Origin of the sequence: Pseudomonas veronii, assembly GCF_001439695.1 — a bacterium.
GTDB lineage: Bacteria > Pseudomonadota > Gammaproteobacteria > Pseudomonadales > Pseudomonadaceae > Aquipseudomonas > Aquipseudomonas veronii.
In genome coordinates this window covers 475,308-493,689 of sequence record NZ_JYLL01000001.1, presented here as the reverse complement: position 1 = coordinate 493,689, position 18,382 = coordinate 475,308, and the positions used below count along the sequence as shown (strand labels likewise).

General features: G+C 49.5%; 17 protein-coding genes and 1 pseudogene. 16 read left to right on the top strand and 2 right to left on the bottom strand.

Annotated features, from left to right (window positions below):
• The first annotated feature begins 159 nt into the window (after positions 1-159).
• The 14 genes from TU80_RS02195 (at position 160) to TU80_RS02130 (ending at position 15,821) form a co-directional block, all read left to right on the top strand.
• A complete protein-coding gene (locus TU80_RS02195) occupies positions 160-1,461 on the top strand; it encodes a Wzz/FepE/Etk N-terminal domain-containing protein (RefSeq protein WP_057003753.1) in 1,302 nt (433 codons plus the stop codon).
• A 712-nt stretch (positions 1,462-2,173) separates the two neighbouring features.
• Positions 2,174-3,046 (top strand): glucose-1-phosphate thymidylyltransferase RfbA, encoded by an 873-nt coding sequence (gene rfbA / locus TU80_RS02190; protein ID WP_057003752.1) that lies wholly within the window; start codon positions 2,174-2,176, stop codon positions 3,044-3,046.
• A gap of 35 nt (positions 3,047-3,081) precedes the next feature.
• Positions 3,082-3,654 carry an acyltransferase gene (locus tag TU80_RS02185; RefSeq protein ID WP_057003751.1) on the top strand — a complete coding sequence of 191 codons (573 nt, stop codon included), beginning with the start codon at positions 3,082-3,084 and terminating at the stop codon, positions 3,652-3,654.
• Positions 3,641-4,777 carry a dTDP-4-amino-4,6-dideoxygalactose transaminase gene (gene rffA / locus TU80_RS02180; RefSeq protein ID WP_057003750.1) on the top strand — a complete coding sequence of 379 codons (1,137 nt, stop codon included), beginning with the start codon at positions 3,641-3,643 and terminating at the stop codon, positions 4,775-4,777. The genes TU80_RS02185 and rffA overlap by 14 nt, the downstream gene beginning before the upstream one ends.
• 42 nt (positions 4,778-4,819) lie before the next feature.
• Positions 4,820-6,073: an O-antigen translocase gene (locus TU80_RS02175; RefSeq protein ID WP_090234785.1), complete on the top strand. Its 1,254-nt coding sequence runs from the start codon at positions 4,820-4,822 to the stop codon at positions 6,071-6,073.
• A gap of 35 nt (positions 6,074-6,108) precedes the next feature.
• The gene (locus TU80_RS02170) at positions 6,109-7,371 is read left to right on the top strand and encodes a glycosyltransferase family 4 protein (RefSeq protein ID WP_057003748.1); all 1,263 of its coding nucleotides are present in this window, start codon (positions 6,109-6,111) and stop codon (positions 7,369-7,371) included.
• A gap of 52 nt (positions 7,372-7,423) precedes the next feature.
• Positions 7,424-8,482, top strand: coding sequence for a hypothetical protein (locus tag TU80_RS02165; protein WP_057003747.1), 1,059 nt, complete (start codon positions 7,424-7,426; stop codon positions 8,480-8,482).
• A 48-nt stretch (positions 8,483-8,530) separates the two neighbouring features.
• Positions 8,531-9,505: an NAD-dependent epimerase/dehydratase family protein gene (locus tag TU80_RS02160; protein ID WP_057003746.1), complete on the top strand. Its 975-nt coding sequence runs from the start codon at positions 8,531-8,533 to the stop codon at positions 9,503-9,505.
• Positions 9,506-9,522: 17 nt separating this feature from the next.
• Complete coding sequence (locus tag TU80_RS02155; RefSeq protein WP_057003745.1) at positions 9,523-10,674, top strand: glycosyltransferase family 4 protein; 1,152 nt, start codon at positions 9,523-9,525, stop codon at positions 10,672-10,674.
• Between the two features lie 81 nt (positions 10,675-10,755).
• Positions 10,756-11,349 carry a sugar transferase gene (locus TU80_RS02150; protein ID WP_057003744.1) on the top strand — a complete coding sequence of 198 codons (594 nt, stop codon included), beginning with the start codon at positions 10,756-10,758 and terminating at the stop codon, positions 11,347-11,349.
• Positions 11,346-11,972, top strand: coding sequence for an acetyltransferase (locus TU80_RS02145; RefSeq protein ID WP_057003743.1), 627 nt, complete (start codon positions 11,346-11,348; stop codon positions 11,970-11,972). Before TU80_RS02150 ends, TU80_RS02145 begins: the two co-directional genes overlap by 4 nt.
• A gap of 107 nt (positions 11,973-12,079) precedes the next feature.
• Positions 12,080-13,258 carry a DegT/DnrJ/EryC1/StrS family aminotransferase gene (locus tag TU80_RS02140; RefSeq protein ID WP_057003742.1) on the top strand — a complete coding sequence of 393 codons (1,179 nt, stop codon included), beginning with the start codon at positions 12,080-12,082 and terminating at the stop codon, positions 13,256-13,258.
• 123 nt (positions 13,259-13,381) lie between these two features.
• A complete protein-coding gene (locus tag TU80_RS02135; RefSeq protein WP_057003741.1) occupies positions 13,382-15,376 on the top strand; it encodes a polysaccharide biosynthesis protein in 1,995 nt (664 codons plus the stop codon).
• A 112-nt stretch (positions 15,377-15,488) separates the two neighbouring features.
• Positions 15,489-15,821 carry a ComEA family DNA-binding protein gene (locus TU80_RS02130; protein WP_057003740.1) on the top strand — a complete coding sequence of 111 codons (333 nt, stop codon included), beginning with the start codon at positions 15,489-15,491 and terminating at the stop codon, positions 15,819-15,821.
• Between the two features lie 27 nt (positions 15,822-15,848).
• Here TU80_RS02130 and TU80_RS02125 read toward each other — a convergent pair.
• A pseudogene (locus TU80_RS02125) lies at positions 15,849-16,426 on the bottom strand (TetR/AcrR family transcriptional regulator).
• A gap of 123 nt (positions 16,427-16,549) precedes the next feature.
• Between TU80_RS02125 and TU80_RS02120 the strand changes: the two are divergent.
• Complete coding sequence (locus tag TU80_RS02120; RefSeq protein WP_057003739.1) at positions 16,550-17,194, top strand: GntR family transcriptional regulator; 645 nt, start codon at positions 16,550-16,552, stop codon at positions 17,192-17,194.
• A gap of 15 nt (positions 17,195-17,209) precedes the next feature.
• Positions 17,210-18,058 (top strand): urea carboxylase-associated family protein, encoded by an 849-nt coding sequence (locus TU80_RS02115; RefSeq protein WP_046384258.1) that lies wholly within the window; start codon positions 17,210-17,212, stop codon positions 18,056-18,058.
• Positions 18,059-18,115: 57 nt separating this feature from the next.
• Here TU80_RS02115 and TU80_RS31250 read toward each other — a convergent pair whose 3' ends face one another.
• A complete protein-coding gene (locus tag TU80_RS31250) occupies positions 18,116-18,283 on the bottom strand; it encodes a DUF2897 family protein (RefSeq protein ID WP_079443146.1) in 168 nt (55 codons plus the stop codon).
• Between the last annotated feature and the right edge of the window lie 99 nt (positions 18,284-18,382).

Sequence of the window (18,382 nt, the reverse complement as noted above, 5' to 3'; positions counted from 1 at the left end):
GAGATGGCAAAATGAAATCTGTTCTCGATAACAGGCATTTTGTGCGCTCAAAATTTGGCAGAGACGCTGGGTTTTGACGGTCATCTAATTAGAATAAAAAAGACACAATTTTGTCTGCATAACGAGCCCGCAGTTTCTTTTTGAAGGCAGGTTTTTGTTGTGAGTAGTAGTTTTCGCGCGCCTCCAGTTCCCCCGTCCGATGAAGTTGATTTCGTAGCTCTCTTCGATGCCGTTTGGCAGCAAAAAAAATTAGTTGCGCTTTTCACGTTTGGCGCGTTGGTGATCGCGGGTGCCTATGCGTTTTTAGCTAAACCTGAGTATCAGGTGAGCAGCGTACTCAGGCCTGCCGCTATTAACGAGCTGGACTCATTGAATCGCTCAGAAATTTATAAGCTTCCTCCTAGAGAAGCCCTGATAAAGGTAGGTTCCTCTTTAGAGTCTTACGACACTCGTTTGGCTTTTTTTCGCGCAAATCAGAAACTATTTAAAGAATTTGAGCGCCCAGGGCGAACGCTTGAGCAAAGTTTTGAAGAGTTTAATCGAAATTCAATTAGCTTGTCTCTTCCTGATCCCAAGAAGTCCGATGCGCTTAGTTCATATATTCGAATTGAAATGAACTACCCTGCTGGGGTCGATGGAGTATCCATACTCAATGGTTTTGTTGAGTATGCCATTTCAAATGAGAAAGAACAGGTTGCTGCAGATTTAGAAGTTATTGTTAAGAATCGTCTTAACGAGTTGGCTGAGAAACTCAATGCAGCACGCGCTGGCTATGATAATGATAAGAGCGCCAGGATCGCCTCATTACAAGAGGCGAGCAATTTACGTAAGGCGCAACTGCGTGATGAGCTAAATGCACTGCGTGCACAGTTGAAAATGGAGCGCGTGAGTAGGGTGGCTCAATTAAGTGAGGCTATTGGGATTGCCAAGTCTTTAGGGATAAAGAAGCCGACGACGCCATCCTCCCTAGGAGAAGCTGATCGAGGCGGTGCAGCCAATATGATGCGCACTGAAGTCAATAATCAACAAATTCCTTTGTACTTTATGGGTACAGACGCGCTAGAGGCAGAGCGCGGTGCACTGCAGCAGCGTAAGTCTGATGATTTTACTGCCAGACGTATAGGTGAAATAGCCAAAGAGTTACAATTGCTTGAGAAGAACCGCGAGGTAGAGGTTCTCAATAGTCGCCAAAACGAAGATATATTCTTGGCGGGTGTTCAGCCTCTGCGCGCTGAGGCCGTACGTTTGCGTAATTTGAATATTGATATCAGTCGCTTGAAATTGGTGACAATCGATAAGCAGGCGTTAGAGCCGCTCAGTCCCGTTAAGCCCAATAGGAAGCTAGTCTTGATAATTGGCCTTGTTCTCGGCTTGGGACTAGGGGTTGGTATTGCGATGGTGCGTTACGTAATTGGCCGGCGACAGACAGCTGTAACGCAGCTTTCACGGGTCGATCATTAGTTGCCACTGCACGCGGTGTTGGGCCTTCGGGTGTGCTGTATCGGGAGCGTGTTTGGAGGCTTTCGGCCTTCTTGCGCGGTAAGTGTTTTGCTTGCCATTTGGCTATCTTAGGTAACGAAAGCGGCGGCGGGGCCGTATAATGTCGCACTTGGGGAGGCTGAAGGTTGGCAGGTCGTCCCATCGCTATCGAATGGAATCAGGTGCGCCAGCTTTTGCCTTCCAGAAATATGCTCAACGAGGTTCGTCGGCATGGCTATGAATGCAAGCTCGACTGATAGGCAGTGGTCTTTATTTTTGGAGCTACATATGCGTTTATCGTGTAGCGATTTGAGTGTTTGGCGTATACGGCGCTTGCCGCGTATCGGTGTCGACGCGAGTGCTGCTGCGCGACGAGGAAGTCAGGCTCTTCGAGGACTCTTTGCTCATGAACGATCGAACGAATGGATGCAGTGAGCGGTCATATGAGCCACCAGACGTTTTCAATCTTTCTGGGCATATTAACATGCAGGCATGTAGGTGCGGACTGGAGCTCAAAGAAATTCGTGTTCTTTGAGTCTGATTGGCTGTGGATAGTGGCACCAGGAGGGGTCTGGTAGCCAGGAATGATAGGATATCTGACAATCATAGATGTCACTGAGCGTCGCTGCGAGTTTGAGCACTCTACCCGAGGCGATGTGATCCAATTTTGGCGTAGATGGAGATCGAAAAACCAATGAAAGGTATTGTTTTGGCCGGCGGCTCAGGGACGCGTCTTTATCCTATTACAAAGGGTGTTTCCAAACAGTTGTTGCCTGTCTACGATAAGCCGATGATTTACTATCCGCTGTCTGTTTTTTTTCTGGCCGGTATCCGTGACATATTGCTTATAAGTACACCCGTTGATATCGATGGTTTCAAGCGTCTTTTGGGTGATGGGAGCGATTTTGGTGTATCCATCAGCTACGCGGTCCAGCCGGAGCCGGATGGCTTGGCGCAAGCGTTTATTATAGGTGAAGAGTTCATTGGGTCGGATTCAGTTTGCCTGGTTCTGGGCGACAATATTTTTTATGGTCAAGGCTTCAGCCCGATGTTGCGTTCAGCCGCCGGGAAGACCAGCGGTGCAAGTGTATTTGGATATCAGGTCAAAGACCCGGAGCGTTTTGGAGTCGTGGAATTTGATAACCGGCAACGGGCGCTGTCGATAGAGGAAAAGCCGCTGAAGCCAAAATCAAATTTTGCGGTAACCGGACTTTACTTTTACGACAATGATGTTGTGGAAATTGCAAAGCAAGTGAAGCCATCTTCCCGTGGTGAGCTTGAGATCACCAGCATCAACCAGGCATACCTCGAGAGGGGGGACTTGCGGGTGGAGCTTCTTGGTCGTGGTTTTGCCTGGCTGGACACAGGCACCCACGAAAGTTTGCTGGAAGCGGCTCATTTTGTTGAAACGCTAGAAAAACGCCAAGGGTATAAAGTCGCCTGTCTTGAAGAAATTGCATTCAATAACGGTTGGTTGACCGCGGAGCAATTAATTCAAATTGGCACAGGCATCAGTAAGAATGCGTATGGTCAATATTTGTTAAGTATTGCACAAGCTCATCAATAAGGTTATGACACGCTGACTTTGCGTGGGGAGGTGCTGTGGCATATTTAACGTATGAAGAACTTCAAGAGCTGGGCTTTAAGTCGTTGGGGAAAGACGTAAAGGTCAGCGATAAAGCCAGCATCTATAATGCTGACCAAATTGAGATAGGTGATTACTCCAGGATTGACGACTTTTGTGTTATTTCTGGGAAGGTCGTAATTGGAAAGTATAATCACATTACCCCTATGTGCCTCGTTGCCGGCGGTGTTCCTGGTGTGTATTTTGCCGATTTCTGTACACTGGCCTATGGCGTAAAGATTTTTTCGCAGTCAGATGACTATAGCGGCGAAACTCTTACTAATTCACTATTGCCAAAAAAATACAAAAATGAATTTTTTAGTGCGGTGCATGTAGGTCGGCATTCCATCATCGGGGCAGGTGCAACGATTTTTCCTGGTGTTACGATTGCTGAAGGGTGCGCAGTGGGGGCTCAGGCTCTAATGCTTAAAAGCACTGAGCCGTGGGGTATCTATCTAGGTGTTCCCGCTCGCAGAGTAAAAGAACGAAAGCAAGACTTATTGAAGCTAGAAGCTGAGTTTTTTAAAGAGAAAAGTAATGATTCCATTTAACCGACCTCCCTATACTGGCAATGAAGATCAATATGTTCTTGCTGCCATGAGAAGTGAAAAAATGTCCGGTGATGGCGAGTTCTCATCGCTTTGCCAGAAGTGGTTCGAGGAAATGCTGGGGTGTAAGAAGTTTCTTCTTACACCTTCGTGTACACAGGCACTGGAAATGGCGGCGCTGCTGATTGATATTCAGCCTGGCGACGAAGTTATCATGCCAAGTTATACATTTGTAAGTACGGCTAATGCATTTGTACTACGTGGTGCGCGTATTGTATTTGTTGATATTCGCCCTGACACGATGAACATGGATGAAGCACTAATCGAAGCTGCTATTACGGATAAAACCAAAGCCATAGTGCCCGTTCATTATGCAGGCGTTGCTTGTGAAATGGATGTCATTATGGATATAGCGTCCCGCCATAACCTCTTTGTGATTGAGGATGCGGCTCAGGCAATGATGTCAACCTATAAAGGTCGCCCACTGGGCACCATTGGCCATCTTGCCGCATTCAGCTTTCATGAAACTAAAAATTATACCAGTGCCGGTGAAGGTGGAGGCTTAATCATCAATGATGAGAAGTTCTCGATTCGCGCCGAAATTATTCGTGAGAAAGGCACTAATAGAAATCAGTATTTTCGTGGAATGGTTGATAAGTACAGTTGGGTAGATGTCGGAAGTAGTTACCTTCCTTCGGATATACAAGCAGCTTATTTGTGGGGGCAACTTGAAAAGTGCAGTTCGATCAATGAACTTCGTTTGAGGATATGGGGGCAGTATAAAACCGGCTTGCAATGTCTGGAGGATGCCTGCAAGTTGACTTTGCCGACTATTCCGCAAAACTGTCAGCATAACGGGCATATGTTCTACATTAAAGTTGATTGTCTGGAAACCCGGGCAGGACTTCTCTCTTATCTTAAAGATAAGGGTGTCGGGGCGGTTTTTCATTATGTTCCTCTGCATTCTGCACTGGCAGGCGAGAAATTCAGTCGTTTCGTAGGAAAGGATCAATTTACCACCTGTGAAAGTGAGAAGTTGATACGTCTTCCCGTCTGGTATGGTTTGAGCGACGCAGATGTAAAAACTGTGATTGATGCAGTAAAAGAGTATTTTAGTACCCTTTGATTTTAGGGGGGAGCTGAAGAATCCTGAGAAGTAGGTGGGTTTGTGTCTGGTTTAATTAGTGCTATGTGGACAGGTTTTGCACATTTGACAAAGATACTTGCCGGCTTCATAGTTTTGAAGTTGGTTGCTGTATACTTGGGAGCCGCAGGTTTGGGAAGCCTCGGCCAGTTGATGAGCTTTGTTACCATTTTATCGCTCATTGCTGGTGGTGGCATAACTAATGCGGTTATTAAGTATGTTGCCGAATATAGGCAGACACCGTCGAAGATGCTCCAGTTTGTTTCTGGCGCCTTTTCATACGCCACCTATTTCTCAGTTGTTATCTTGGTAATATGCACGCTCTTTTCTACAACGATCGCCAAAGTCGTACTGGGGAACGCAGACAATGCCTGGGTTATTGTATTTGTAGGCGTTGCGCAGTTTGGCTTTGCTATGACAAATCTGATCGTTGGTGTAGTAAATGGGTTGAAGGAAACTAAGGTTTTTGCAGTAATACAGATTTCAGGCGGTTTGATAGCGATACCTATTGCCTGGGCTCTGATCGCCAATTGGGGATGGGAGGGGGCAGCAATCGCACTATGCGCAATTGTTGTGATTCCCCTGGTTCCGGCATTGGTCGTTTTTTTTCGATCGGGTTTCAAAGGCAATGTAAAACTTCTACCTGTGCGTAAGCTCCCAGTGCGCGTACTTGCCCCCTTTTCGCTTATGTTGTTTACCAGTGCGGTTGCATTTCCGATTGTGGAGATGATCGTAAGAAATAGTCTGATTACGCATGAAGGTTACTACCAGGCTGGGCTATGGCAGGGGGCGATAAAGTTATCCAGTGCCTACCTCGGATTTTTCAGTATGTTTCTGGGCTTTTATTTTATGCCCTTGATTTCCGAACAGCATGACAAAACGATTATAGGTCGATTAGTTTTCAAGTACTTGGCATTTGTCATGGCTTTGTTTGTGTTTGGAGGGGCTGTTCTCTATTTTGGGCGCTCTTACATTATCCCATTGGCACTCTCCTCTGATTTCAAAGGGTTGGAAAAGCTGATTATTTATCAGTTATCAGGCGACTTTTTCAGAATATCAGCTTATGTAATAGGTTACGTTGCTGTCGCAAAAGCGGCAACCAGACTCTATATTTCTGCTGAGGTCTTCCAAAGCGTGGTGTTCCTCATCGCTGTGTTTACCCTGATGGGAATGTATGGTGGCGTTCAGAGCGTCATGCTGGCCTACATGGTAACGTATATAATCTACTTCATTGTTTGTCTGCTGTGCTTTCGGCTGTATTTGGTGAAAGCAGCCTAACCCTGTGATGATATTAATTTGATGTTGGAGATGTTATGAAAAAGGTCCTTTTTGTTCAGTCGTCACTAGGGTTGGGCGGTATAGAAACGTTTTTTGTACGGTTGGTTAAAGAGCTTAATAAGAAGGGAGTTCGCCCTCAGTTTGTTTTTTTGTATAAAAAAATCATCAATCCAAAATTGCTTGAGCAGCTTGAAAAGCATGCAGATGTATATTATTGGCAGGATCTGCTCGCTTTTTCCAGCGAGGCGCTCGGGGAGAAAGGCCGGTTAATGTTTCCGCTGAGTGTTTCCAAGGTGAGTGCCTTGTTCTCTGAGTGCGAAGCTGTACACGTCTCTAATGCATTGACCTACCTGTGTGCACAGCGCTTGGCAGCGTGCCTCCCGCAAAAGGTTAAATGCGTTTTCGGTATTTATCATACAAATGAATTGGCCTGGGGCGGTAATAAGCTTCCTGTTTATGAAGGTTTTTTTAGAAAAAAAATATTCGCTGCGCCGCCTATGTTTTTGTTCTTTAATCAGTCCTCTGTTGACAAAACGGCCAAGAAAAACGGGTCGCCAAACTACCCCTCAATGTTGTTTCCATTGGGTGTGGATATGCCGTCTAATGCTAGTAGTGTAAAAGCTATTCTTGGTGAAAAGTTGCGCTTGGTTTCAGTTGGTAGGTTAGTTGAGTTTAAAACTTATAATTTATATATGTTGGATGTGGCTAGAAAGCTAAAGGATGAGGGTGTTCAATTCAGCTATAGTATATTTGGTAGTGGACCATTGCATGGTGCGATGAAAGATAGAGTTGAAGAGCTCGGTTTGGAAGCTGAAGTCATTCTTGAGGGCGATCTGGAGTACTCCAAGCTTGATGAGGAGTTGTCCCGCCATCAGGTGTTTATTGGTACTGGGACGGCACTGCTGCATGCTGCTGCCAATGGTTTGGCTTGTATTACGGCAATCGAAAATGAAAAGGATTCAAACTCATACGGTTATTTTTCTGAGTTGCCTGGATATGACTATCACGAACAGGACATGGATTTTCAGAAATATAAATTCTATGACGTGATTGCTGAATACAGTCTTCTGGATGAGGCCGGCCGGTCTGATCTGTCTGAGCGCCATCGAGCGAAAAGCAAAGCGTTTAATATGGAATCCTGTGCAGACAACTTTGTCGTTGCATTTGAAGATGCGCCGGCGATTAAGAAGTCATCTGCAATATTTTTCTCATTTATGCTTCGCTTTGCCATCTGTGAGGTGTGGGCTTCAATTACGTCTGGTGAAAAATACAGCAAAAAATATGAGCATGTTCTGTGATACAGGTGTACTCATGTATGAGGCTTAAGATGGCCAATAGGAGTGCGCAAGTATGAGATTGCTGCTGCTATTCATTATTGTGGTTGTCGTTAAGATTGCGTTTTTTTTCGTGTTTATCTCTAATCCAGCCGTGCTTTTTTCAGGCGGAAGTGACGCGGATTTTTATGACGCCTATGCGCTGGGAGAAGACTCCATGACTTCCAGCGTTTGGCCCGATTGGCTACGCTTATTGAATCAGGTGGGATTGTACTCTCGTGTGAATGTCAGCATTTTTCTTATGCTTTTGGGAGTAGTGCTTATCCCGATTCTGTGTGGTCGACTTGCGCTGGTTAAAGACTATGATCATAAGACTAAAATTGTGCTGGGTGTCGCGTTAGCGGTCAGTATGTATCCGACGCTTTTTTATTATACACTCGATATATACCGTGATGTCTTCATGCTGTTTTTGTACCTTTCTGGGTTGCTATTTGTCAAATGGTCGATCCAGACGCGGTCCGCTGTAAAAAGAATGTTCTTTGCCTTGGTGGTTTTGGCACACGGCTATTTATTGTATTTGTTTAGAGGGTACTTGGGGTTTTCGTTCCTTGTCGCGTTCTTTGGGTTTTTCCTGTTTCGTGTACGTAAGATATCGTTCTTTTTTTATGTTGTTCCTTTATTGGTAGTCTTGAATGTTTTTTATGTTCTAGGGCTATTTGACTCGTTGATGGCGTATCGTGGTCTTTTTGATGGGGTAGAAGGCGGGGCCAGTCTAGGTATTCGCTTCGATTCCGCGGTGATGTTTATCCCCGACTTTATCCTGAACTTCCTTTATCAGCTATTTGGTCTCTATTTTCCCAATATCATGGCGGTGTTTGTATTTGTTTTGGAAAGCATACCCTTTTTATGTGCGCTGGTTTATATAGTCAAGAATCGTGCCTATGCCGATTCCTTTGTAAATTACATGTTCGTATTTTCGATTGTTTATTCGATCATCTGGTTGTTGGGAAATGACAATCTCGGCACAGCAATGCGCTTGCGAATGTATACCTATGTCAGCTTTATTATATGCAGCCTAATTATTTTTCAACGCAAGAAGATTTTTCTGCATGCTCAGTCTCGTAAGCATGCGTAAGCCTTGTATGTTTCTCGATTTAAACCTTGGATTGTTGGAGTGGTGTGTATGAACGTTTCAGTAACGGGAGGAAGCGGGTTTATCGGAGGGTTGCTAATGGCATCGCTAGTAGCGCGCGGTGATCAGGTTACTCAACTTTCTCGTCGTGAGAGCACACCAGCCTCCAAAATTAAAGTTGTCCAAGGGGACCTTGTCTCACAAGTGGCTTCACTTGGGGAGTTTGTCCGAGACAGCGAGGTGATTATTCACTGTGCGGGAGAGGTTAACAACACGGAGCTGATGTATAACTTGCATGTCGAGGGGACTCGGAACCTCCTCGCAGCCGTACATCTTGAAATTAAGCGCACAGGTACACCTGTTCACTGGGTACAACTCAGCAGTACGGGAGCCTATGGCGCGCCCACGTGCGGTTCGAATCAAAACTTGACGATTGATGAGCGTCTCGCGCCTGCGCCAGTGGGAATGTATGAAGTCACCAAGACAATTGCGGACGAATTAGTTGTTGCATTGGCCGCGGTCGAACCCCTTTTTACCTTTACCCTGGTAAGACCCTCGATTGTAATTGGCAGTGAAATGTCCAATGGATCGTTCTTTCAGATGGCAGAAGTCGTGCGCAAGCGGCTGTTTTTCTATATAGGAGCGGATACGTCATTGGCGACGTATGTGCATGTGGATGACGTGGTCCGTGCATTGCTGCTATGCGCGTCGGATGCCAGGGCCGCTGGTAAAACGTTCATTTTGTCCAATGACTGTTCTTTAGAACAGGTTATTTCCCAGATGGCGAAAGCTCAGGGTGTGCCTTTGCCGCGACTGAGGCTACCAGAACCGCTTGTAAGGTTGTTGGTGAAGGTATTGTCACCGTTTGTCCGGCTCCCTCTGACACCGGAGCGCATCGACGCGCTGACTAAACAGGTTGGCTATAGTTCAGATCATATTCGCACTACGCTGGGATTTGAATTCAATAGTTCAATTCCCGACTCCATTCCAAGTTTGATCACTAATCGAACGAAGCATACATCTTGAATTTACGGTGGTAGTGTATGGCTTATCTCAAAAAAATTTGTATCGTCGCGACGGTGCCGGTAGCGCTCAGGGCGTTTATGCTGGAGCACGTCAACAAACTGGCGGAGACGCACAGCATCACGCTCATGGCTAATGGTTCCGAAGCGGATGTCGCTGGCATGCTCGGAGAAAATGTTCGGTTTCTACCTCTTCCGATTGAGCGTCAGGTTTCGTTGCTCAGTGATTTGAAGTCCTTGGTTAAGTTGTATCGGATCTTCTCATCGGAAAAGTTCGATTGCGTCCTTTCAATTATGCCCAAGTCCGGGCTGCTTTCGATGCTCGCGGGCTTCTTTGCCTGTGTACCGGTTCGCGTGCATATTTTCACCGGGCAAGTCTGGTTCACTAAGAAAGGTATCGCACGTATCGGTTTGAAAAAACTGGATTGCTTGCTCGCGTTCTGCGCTACCAGCCTGCTCGCTGATAGTCCCTCCCAACGTGATTTTTTAGTCCAGGAAAAAGTTGTGAGGGCTAATAAAATCGGCGTGTTGGGGCAAGGTTCAATCAGTGGCGTCGATGTGCGGCGTTTCAAGCCCAGTTTAGAGCTGAGGCATGAAATTCGGCAGTCATTGGGTATTCCCGAGGGGAGTATTGTCTTTCTGTTCATGGCACGCTTGACCCACGTAAAAGGGGTTCTTGAGCTGGGGCAGGCGTTCAAGCAACTGAGCCAACAGCTTCCTCATGCACACCTGTTGATAGTGGGGCCTGACGAAGATGGCTTGGATGTGCAATTGTCCGAACTATTGAAGTCGTTCGGTGATCGTTTTCATCGGATTGGCTACACTCAAAAGCCCGAAAGCTATATGGCGGCTTCAGACGTATTCTGTATTCCCAGCTACCGAGAAGGTTTCAGTCTTGCCACGATTCAAGCAGCCGGAGTTGGCTTGCCGGCGATCGCATCAAGAATCTACGGCCTGACGGATGCCGTAAAGGAGGATGTCACTGGGATCTTCCACACAGCTGGATCAGTTGCGGAACTGAGTTCGGCGATTCTAAGGCTTTATACTGATGCTGAATTGCGGCTTCGGCTTTCGAAATCCGCGCAGCTTAGGGCTCACCAAGATTTTTCCCAGATGTATATTGTTCAAGAAATGCATCGCTATATAACTTCTTTGTTGAGTCGGGTTCGCTGATTGCGGAGCCTGCCTTATGCAGGTTGCTTGTTGTGGCGTTTTAATACATGAACCGCTTGGTTTGGGTGTGAGAGTAAACGGATGAAACGGTGCTTTGATTTCTTTGCTTCATTTCTGGCTTTATTTTTTTTATGGCCTGTTCTGGCCTTGGTCGCATGGCGGATCAAGAAAAACCTGGGCTCACCTGTGTTTTTCAAGCAGGTCCGCCCAGGGCTCAACGGTAAGCCCTTTGAGATGATCAAGTTCAGGACAATGCGTGATGCTACGGATGCTCAGGGTAACCCGTTACCGGATTGTGAACGTCTGACCCCCTTTGGTTCTTTTTTACGCTCATCCAGCCTGGATGAATTGCCGGAATTGTGGAACGTTCTAAAAGGCGATATGAGTTTGGTTGGGCCTCGTCCTCTTCTGATGGAATATTTGCCGCTTTATTCTCCTGAACAGTTTCGGCGGCATGAGGCTCGCCCTGGTGTCAGCGGTTGGGCACAGGTAAATGGACGAAATGCAATCTGTTGGGAAGATAAATTCAAGCTGGATGTATGGTATGTAGATAATGCGAGCTTTTTGCTTGATTTGAAGATTATTTTCCTAACTGTAAAAAAAGTATTGATCAAGGACGGTATCAGCGCTGAAGGGGAGGCGACTATGTCGAAGTTTACGGGGGGTGATTCTTGAATCGCTTGGCAATCCTCGGCGCCAGTGGTCATGGAAAGGTGGTGGCTGACACGGCCTTGGTTTGTGGCTGGAGGCAGATCGATTTTTTCGATGACGCCTGGCCCGCACGACTAGAAAATGGTCATTGGAATGTAGTAGGCAATTCAGCCGAGCTTTTACTACGTCTGGATGCATACGATGGGGTGTTCATAGCGATTGGCAATAACATGATCCGGCTTGCCAAGTTGCGGGAGTTGGAAGAAGTTGGAGCCAAGATTGTCTCGCTGATCCATCCGAGCGCCGTGATCAGTCAATTTTCCTCAATAGATGTTGGCTCATTGGTTCTCGCAGGGGTTGTTGTTAACGTGGATGCTGTTATTGGCCGTGGGGTGATTCTCAACACCGGCTGCAGTGTCGATCATGACTGCGTGCTAGGCGATGGCGTTCATCTCAGCCCTGGCTCGCGCCTGGCAGGTGGTGTTCACGTTGGAAAATTGGCTTGGGTCGGCATAGGAGCGTGCGTCCGCCAATCTCTGAAGATCGGCGACTCCGTGATAGTAGGCGCGGGCGCTGCCGTTGTAGCGGATGTGCCGGATGAGTTGACTGTGGTCGGTGTGCCGGCGCGTAAATTCTCTCGAAGCTAGCATCAGAAATTTGTTCTAATTGTCCTATTACGCCGATAAAGTGTTGTCTGCCAAGGGCCTACTCGTTGTGGCCCGCTATTTAATTATGATCTTGACGGGTATTCCCAGTGCTTAATACACCATTTTCTCCTTGGCCGTCGTTTTCTAACGAAGAGGCTGATGCTGTACGCGACGTGATTTTGTCTAACAAGGTCAATTATTGGACCGGTCAGGAGGCGCGCAACTTTGAGAAAGAGTTTGCAGTCTGGTCGCAGACCGAATACGCAGTTGCATTGGCCAATGGCACAGTGGCTTTGGATTTAGCGTTCAAGGCACTGGGGATTGGCCCCGGCGACGAGGTGATTGTCACTTCCCGCACATTCCTGGCATCAGTATCGAGCATCGTGAACGCAGGAGCAGTGCCGGTATTTGCTGATGTTGATCTGGATTCTCAGAATATTACTGCCGACTCCATCAGGGCAGTGCTGAGCCCTCGTACACGTGCAATTCTCTGTGTTCATCTTGCCGGTTGGCCATGTGACATGGATCCCATCATGGCCCTGGCGGCTGAGAAAGACCTGAAGGTGATCGAGGATTGTGCTCAGGCCCATGGTGCCCGTTACAAGGGGCGTCGCGTTGGCTCTATCGGGCATATCGGTGCTTGGTCTTTCTGTCAGGACAAAATCATGACCACGGGTGGAGAGGGTGGTATGGTCACGACCAATGACCGTGAACTGTGGTTATTGATGTGGTCTTACAAGGATCATGGCAAGAGTTGGGAGGCTGTGTACGAACGGCAGCACAAGCCAGGTTTTCGTTGGTTGCACGAGAGTTTTGGTACCAATTGGCGCATGCTGGAAATGCAGGCGATAATTGGCCGGATTCAGTTAAAACGTATGGCTGAGTGGGAATCCATACGTCAAGCCAATGCCGGTAGGATCTGGGCTGTTGCGAGCAAACTCAAAGGGTTACGGGTTCCAACTATTCCGGCTGACGTTATTCATGCGGCGTATAAGTGCTATGTCTTTGTTGAGGCTTCGATGCTCAAGGAAGGGTGGAGCAGGGATCGGATTATTGACGAGCTTGGCAGCCGAGGCGTTCCGGCGTTTTCCGGCTCGTGCTCTGAGGTTTATCTCGAGAAGGCTTTTGACAACACCGGCTGGAGACCCAATGCGCGTCTGCCGAATGCTGTAGAACTTGGTGACTCCAGTTTGATGTTTCTGGTGCATCCAACTTTGACGGCCGATGAAATCGAGCTGACATGCGGGACTTTGAAGCAAGTAATGAATGAAGCTACAGCGAACTGAGCAGACGGACACCTCATATTGAATGAGGAATATCGACTGCTGGTGGCAATTCATTAATACATCTAAACGGTTGATTGCACGGCACCAGCCGTTTTCAGCGAAAAAGGGGGGATCAGAGGGGTTATGGATAAGGTACGCGCACACCTGTTGGGGTTGCCTCGGCGACAAAAACGCTTCTTGCAACTGATAACGGATGTGTTGTTGGTTTGGCTGGCACTGTGGATGGCTTTTGTCGTACGCCTTGGCGTGGACGAAATGGTGAATCCGCTTTCCCTTCATCTATGGCTATTCGTTTGCGCGCCGATTGTCGCGATCCCTCTTTTTATTCGTTTTGGCATGTATCGTGCGGTCCTGCGCTACTTCGGCAATGACGCTTTAATTGCGATTATCAAGGCTGTCAGCCTTTCATCGTTGATTCTCGGGGTAGTCGTTTATTGGTACAGCAACCACCAAAACGTCGTCCCACGATCTATCATTTTCAACTATTGGTGGCTCAGCCTGATTATGGTCGGCGGCTTGCGCCTGGCCATGCGGCAATACTTTCTTGGCGACTGGTTCGCCGCTGCTCAGCATGTACCCTTTACCGCTCGTGAGGACGGTCTTCCACGAGTTGCGATCTATGGTGCTGGCGCAGCCGGCAACCAATTGGTTGCAGCACTGCGTATGGGGCGCGTTATGCGTCCAGTGGCGTTTATTGACGACGACGCGAGTATCTCTGACCGGGTTATCTCAGGGCTGCAGGTTTATAAACCTAAGCATATTCAGCGTATGATCGACACCACAGGAGCGCAGGAAATACTGTTGGCTATCCCTTCTTCGACTCGAGGGCGTCGTCGTGAGGTCCTTGGCTTCCTCGAGGGCTTTCCGCTCCATGTTCGAAGTGTGCCCGGTTTCATGGATCTGGCCAGCGGCCGTGTGAAAGTGGATGACATCCAAGAGGTCGACATCGCCGACCTTTTGGGCCGGGATGCGGTACCCGCCCAAAGCGAACTGCTGGAGCACTGCATTAAGGGCAAGAATGTGCTTGTGACGGGGGCGGGTGGTTCCATCGGTTCCGAGCTTTGCCGTCAGATCATGTCTTTGCGCCCTACGACGTTGCTGTTGTTTGAGCACAGTGAATTTAATCTTTACAGCATCCTTTCTGAGCTTGAGCAGCGGATCACTCGTGAGTCGCTACCCGTGAAGGTATTACCTATTCTGGGGTCGGTTCGTAACCAATCCAAGCTCTTGGATGTCATGAAAACCTGGCGTATAGACACCGTCTACCACGCTGCCGCCTACAAACATGTGCCGATGGTTGAACACAACATCGCTGAAGGTGTTTTGAACAACGTGATTGGTACATTGAATACAGCTCAGGCTGCGTTGCAGGTCGGGGTGGCCAACTTTGTTTTGATCTCGACGGACAAGGCGGTACGCCCCACCAATGTCATGGGCAGTACCAAGCGTTTGGCCGAGTTGACACTGCAAGCCCTCAGCCGCGAGTTGGCACCAGTGTTGTTCGGTGACAAATCAAACATTTCGCGAGTCAATAAAACCCGTTTCACCATGGTGCGTTTTGGTAATGTTCTGGGCTCTTCAGGTTCGGTGATTCCGCTGTTCCACAAGCAGATCAAGTCGGGTGGCCCGCTCACAGTGACCCATCCGAAGATCACCCGTTACTTCATGACGATCCCTGAGGCCGCGCAGTTGGTGATTCAGGCGGGTTCCATGGGCCTAGGCGGTGACGTGTTTGTGTTGGACATGGGTGAACCGGTGAAAATCGTTGAACTCGCGGAAAAGATGATTCACTTATCTGGCTTGAGTGTTCGCTCAGACAAGAACCCGCACGGCGATATTGCCATCGAGTTCTCCGGCCTGCGTCCCGGCGAGAAGCTGTACGAAGAGTTGCTGATTGGTGACAACGTTGTCGCCACCCAGCACCCGATGATCATGAGTGCCAACGAAGATTACCTGTCATGGGAGACACTCAAAGAAAAGCTGACTGAACTGCTTGCAGCTGTAGACGCGGACGATTACACACGTGTCCGTCAACTGCTCCGTGACACCGTCAGTGGCTATTCTCCTGACGGCGAAATTGTCGACTGGATCTACCAGCAACGCCGCCTGGAACTATGAATTAACACCCTGTTACTCACCCATTTTTGACACCCATCGCACATCATCTAACGTAGAAAAGCAGCTTCGGAAAAGCTGCTTTTTCTCTTACCGATGTCATGGAGCGTCACCAATGCAAAACACCTACATCTCCTCTCTAATCTTCGCCTTCCTCACCAGTATTTCGGTCGCCACCATGGCAGGACCGTCAACCAAACAGGAAGCCCCAACCCCCATTACCGCCCAAATGGCCAAGACCGAGCAATTCACCAAGGTCGATCTTAACGCCGCCGACGCCGAGACTCTGCGTCGTGACCTGTTCGGTATCGGTGCTGCGAAGGCGATGGCGATTATTGCCTATCGCGAAAGCAACGGCCCGTTCACGGCGGTGGATGAGTTGTTGGAGGTAAAGGGTATCGGCAAGGCGCTGCTGGAGAAGAACCGCGAGAGGTTGGCGATCAATTAAGAAGGCGAGGATAATCAAAGAGGCTGGTCATTGACCGGCCTTCTCACCTTCTGAAATTTGCTTTTTCAAACTGGTGCACACCATATTCATGATATGTGTCGCCAATTCCGCACTTTCGACACCCCTGCTAATACCAGCGCGCCCACCAGCGTCGACATCAGTACCGTGCTTTGTTCATCGGCATTCTCGATGCCCAAGGCCGTTTCAACCTGCTGCAGCGGGGGCCCAAGCACTGCATCCGTGGTCGGACTATACTGCCTCCTCAATCCCAACTCCGCAGACATCGTCGGCAACGGACATCCCTGATCCGGCGAAGCCCGTTGCCATTCCGATAAGTAACCGTCGATAAATGCCTCCAGCGGCCGCTCCTGGCTGAATAGTGTTTCGCAGTGCGCGCCCAACTCCGCCGGCGCAGCCTGCAGGGCCTTTTCCACTAGCTCGTCCTTGGATTTGAAATGCACATAGACGCCGCGATGCATCAGATTCAGCGCTTTCATCAGCGGTTGCAGGCCGGTTGCGCCTATACCGTCGCGGCGAAAGCGGACGAAAGCTTCCTTGATGATGCGTTGGTGAGTCTGGGCTTTATGGTCCGATGAGTAGCGCACGGGACTACCTCGTGAACGAACGCGCATTTTAACGGAGTCGTATCTTTTTATCCTTCGAGGCAGCGTTGGCATGAAACGTGACTACATCTGGTTCAGTGATTGTTCAACAATCTTGAGGTGGTGATGTCACTCAGTTTGTCTTTAGCCGACCAGATCGCCCGGGAACTGCGCGCCGACATCATCGGTGGGCGGTTGTTGCCGGGCATGGCGTTGGTCGAGGTGGATCTGGTCAAGGGGTATAACGCATCGCGCAATACCATCCGTGAGGCGTTGCATCGCTTGGGCCAGGAGGGGCTTACGCGTTATGTGCGCAATAAGGGGGTGATGGTTCGGCGAGTGGAGCGCGAAGAAGTACGTGATCTGTTTGTAGTCCGTCGTACCCTGGAGTTGCAGGCGATTGCTCGGAGTAGCCCGTTGACCCCCCCTCAATCCGAGCGTATGCAAAGCGCCATTGAAGCCATCACCCTGGCCCGTGATCGTGAGGACTGGCGGGCCGTGGCCACTCACAGCCTGGTGTTCCACCAGCAGATTGTCGGGCTGATGCGCAGCCCGTTGTTCGACGAGTTTTTCGCCCAGGTGATTGCGCAGTTGCGTCTGGTGTTCTGCGCCGCGCCCGATGAGCAGCGTTTCCAGTCGCCCTGGCTGGAACGGGACCTTGAGATCCACACGTTATTAGCCAATAACAACAAGCTGGCGGCCGGGGAGGCGATGAGCGTGTACCTGGATGATTCAGAACGGCAGTCGTTGGCCCTGTTTACTTTCCCTTGATCGAGGATTCGCACCATGTACAAAGACTATCCAGCCGCTTACCAGGTCAGCAAAGGTTCGGCGTTGCAGGTCGACACCGCGTTTTATGAGCGTATCCGTGAGCGCAAGGATCAACGCACCTTGGTCGAACAGTTCGAGGTGCCGATTCGCACGGGCAGGGCGTGGAAGGTGCCGGCCGGGCATGTGTTCCGTGTGACTACGCCGGTGGGGCCGCAGGTGGGCGACTTCAATGTGTGGAACGCCAACGACCCGCGCGAACGCCTGTGGGCCGCGCGCACGCGTCAGTTGCAGGGCGCGCATGTCAGCACTCATGACCGGTTGTGGTCGAACCTGCCGTTCCTGCGGCCGCTGGTGACCATCACCGATGACAGCCTGGCCAGCTACGGCATCGATGAGCACGGCGGGCGCCTGCATGATTTGCTCGGTACGCGCTGCGATCCGTATGTGAACCGCATGCTCACTGGTGAAGATTTCCATCATCACTGTCACTCGAACCTGACCCGTGCGGTGTTGCCTCACGGTCTGACGGAATTCGACGTGCATGACGTGCTGAACATCTTCCAATGCACCGGCCTCAATCACGACGACATGTATTTCATGAAAGCCTGTCCGGCGCAGAAGGGCGATTACCTGGAGTTTTTTGCCGAGATTGATTTGTTGTGTGCGCTGTCGACCTGCCCGGGCGGGGATCTGTCGCTGCCGATGTGGGGCCCGGATGCACAGGACCCGCTGACGGTGTGTCGTCCGCTGGGGGTTGAGATTTATCGATTGGAAGCCGAGTTGCTGAACGGCTGGAGTCAGCCGGAGCGTGCTGCTTATAAAGGGCAGCACGGTTTGCAGATTGCCAAGGCGGAATGGGAGTAGGGCAGAAGAGGGGCTGCTTTGCAGCCCGACGGGAGCAAGCTCCCTCGCCACATGGGATCAGCGGTCCTGCCCATCCTTGGCATCCGCCTGCGCATTGCGCTCGGCCACGCGTTTGCGTTGTTCGTCGGTGAGTTCCACTTTGTTGGCGCTGTCACGCAGCATCAGCAGCCCGCCGACGATCGACCCGATCGCAACCACCATAATCAACCATGCATACCACGGCATAACGCTCTCCTTGAGGCAGATTGCCGTGGGAGGTTTTCCCACGGTAATAACTGCTTTGAGTTACAGGCTTTCTGAGTAGTTCAGTGTAGGCCTGTTCCG

Coding starts and splice junctions, on each gene's coding strand:
- rfbA (WP_057003752.1), top strand. CDS start 2,174: ATGAAAGGTATTGTTTTGGCCGGCGGCTCAGGGACGCGTCTTTATCCT.
- rffA (WP_057003750.1), top strand. CDS start 3,641: ATGATTCCATTTAACCGACCTCCCTATACTGGCAATGAAGATCAATAT.
- TU80_RS02170 (WP_057003748.1), top strand. CDS start 6,109: ATGAAAAAGGTCCTTTTTGTTCAGTCGTCACTAGGGTTGGGCGGTATA.
- TU80_RS02165 (WP_057003747.1), top strand. CDS start 7,424: ATGAGATTGCTGCTGCTATTCATTATTGTGGTTGTCGTTAAGATTGCG.
- TU80_RS02160 (WP_057003746.1), top strand. CDS start 8,531: ATGAACGTTTCAGTAACGGGAGGAAGCGGGTTTATCGGAGGGTTGCTA.
- TU80_RS02155 (WP_057003745.1), top strand. CDS start 9,523: ATGGCTTATCTCAAAAAAATTTGTATCGTCGCGACGGTGCCGGTAGCG.
- TU80_RS02150 (WP_057003744.1), top strand. CDS start 10,756: ATGAAACGGTGCTTTGATTTCTTTGCTTCATTTCTGGCTTTATTTTTT.
- TU80_RS02135 (WP_057003741.1), top strand. CDS start 13,382: ATGGATAAGGTACGCGCACACCTGTTGGGGTTGCCTCGGCGACAAAAA.
- TU80_RS02130 (WP_057003740.1), top strand. CDS start 15,489: ATGCAAAACACCTACATCTCCTCTCTAATCTTCGCCTTCCTCACCAGT.
- TU80_RS02120 (WP_057003739.1), top strand. CDS start 16,550: ATGTCACTCAGTTTGTCTTTAGCCGACCAGATCGCCCGGGAACTGCGC.
- TU80_RS02115 (WP_046384258.1), top strand. CDS start 17,210: ATGTACAAAGACTATCCAGCCGCTTACCAGGTCAGCAAAGGTTCGGCG.
- TU80_RS31250 (WP_079443146.1), bottom strand. CDS start 18,283: ATGCCGTGGTATGCATGGTTGATTATGGTGGTTGCGATCGGGTCGATC.